The organism is Mesorhizobium sp. M7A.F.Ca.ET.027.02.1.1, assembly GCF_004022985.1.
Lineage (GTDB): Bacteria > Pseudomonadota > Alphaproteobacteria > Rhizobiales > Rhizobiaceae > Mesorhizobium.
The window spans coordinates 1-996 of the sequence record NZ_RZOL01000813.1; the positions used below are offsets into that span (position 1 = coordinate 1).

Annotated in this window: 2 pseudogenes; one reads left to right on the plus strand and one right to left on the minus strand. The window is 63.9% G+C overall.

Features of this window, described 5'->3' with window-relative positions:
- Positions 1–416, plus strand: a pseudogene (locus EN749_RS36350) (LLM class flavin-dependent oxidoreductase); the annotation flags it as partial.
- Between the two features lie 6 nt (positions 417–422).
- Here the strand turns inward: EN749_RS36350 and EN749_RS36355 are convergent.
- Positions 423–941: pseudogene (locus EN749_RS36355) on the minus strand (isochorismatase family cysteine hydrolase); the annotation flags it as partial.
- Positions 942–996 lie beyond the last annotated feature (55 nt).

Sequence of the window (996 nt, forward strand, 5' to 3'; positions counted from 1 at the left end):
CGGCACTCAAAGTTGCCGGCCGGCATGCCGATGTCTTTGAGTTGGCGCCCGGCTCGATCGACGAGATCCGGCAATTGATGGAGCGGGTGCGCCGCTCCGCCGCCGAACATGGCCGGGCCGGCAAGCTGCGCTTCGCGCTTCCGGTCGGGATTCACCAAGGTGCTTCCGCCTCCGGCCACAAGGCGGTCGATGTTGCCGGGCCGCCAGCCCAGGCCGCCCTGTCGCTGCTTGCGTATGCAGCCCTTGGGATCGATGAATTCATGATTGTCGGCGTCGACACGCCACGCGAGATCGCAACGCTCGGCCGGGAAACGATCGCTCTGCTGCGCAATTCGCTGGCGCGTCGCGAACACGAGGCATTCCAGCCTGGGGCATATGCGTCTCGTGCAGGATTGGAGACGCGGGCAACGGGCTGAAGTTCTTCAGCCTTTTGTTGCCTCGGGCCTGTCGCCAAGCCGCGACAGGCCTTCAATGACAGCGCTCGAATCCGTTAGCGCGCCGAAGACGCCGTCTTCAACCGTCACCATGTGAAGGGCTGCTTCGTGCGCTTGTCTGTCGCCGCTGGCGCAGGCGTCCGAAATCGTCAGGCATTGGAAATTGCGGTCGCAGGCCTCACGCAGCGTGGTGTGGACGCAGACATCCGTGGTGCATCCGGAAAACAGCAGATGCGTGATGCCTTGCGCGCGCAGCACAAGTTCGAAATCCGTATAGGTGAAAGCGCTGTTGCAGGTCTTGTCGACGATGATGTCCTGCGGGGCGACGTCGATCTCCGGAACGATCTGGAATCCTGGACCAGAGCGCAGCAGGATTTCGGTGCCTTCGAGCCCAGCGCGCTTGCGGCGCCATGTCTCGTAGGGCGTCATGTCGGCCATGTCAGCCCGGTAGCCCTGCCTGGTGTGGATGACCCTGACACCGGCCTTGCGGGCGGCTGATATCAGCCGCCCGCAAGGCCGGTGTCAGGGTCATCCACACCAGGCAGGGCTACCGGGCTGACAT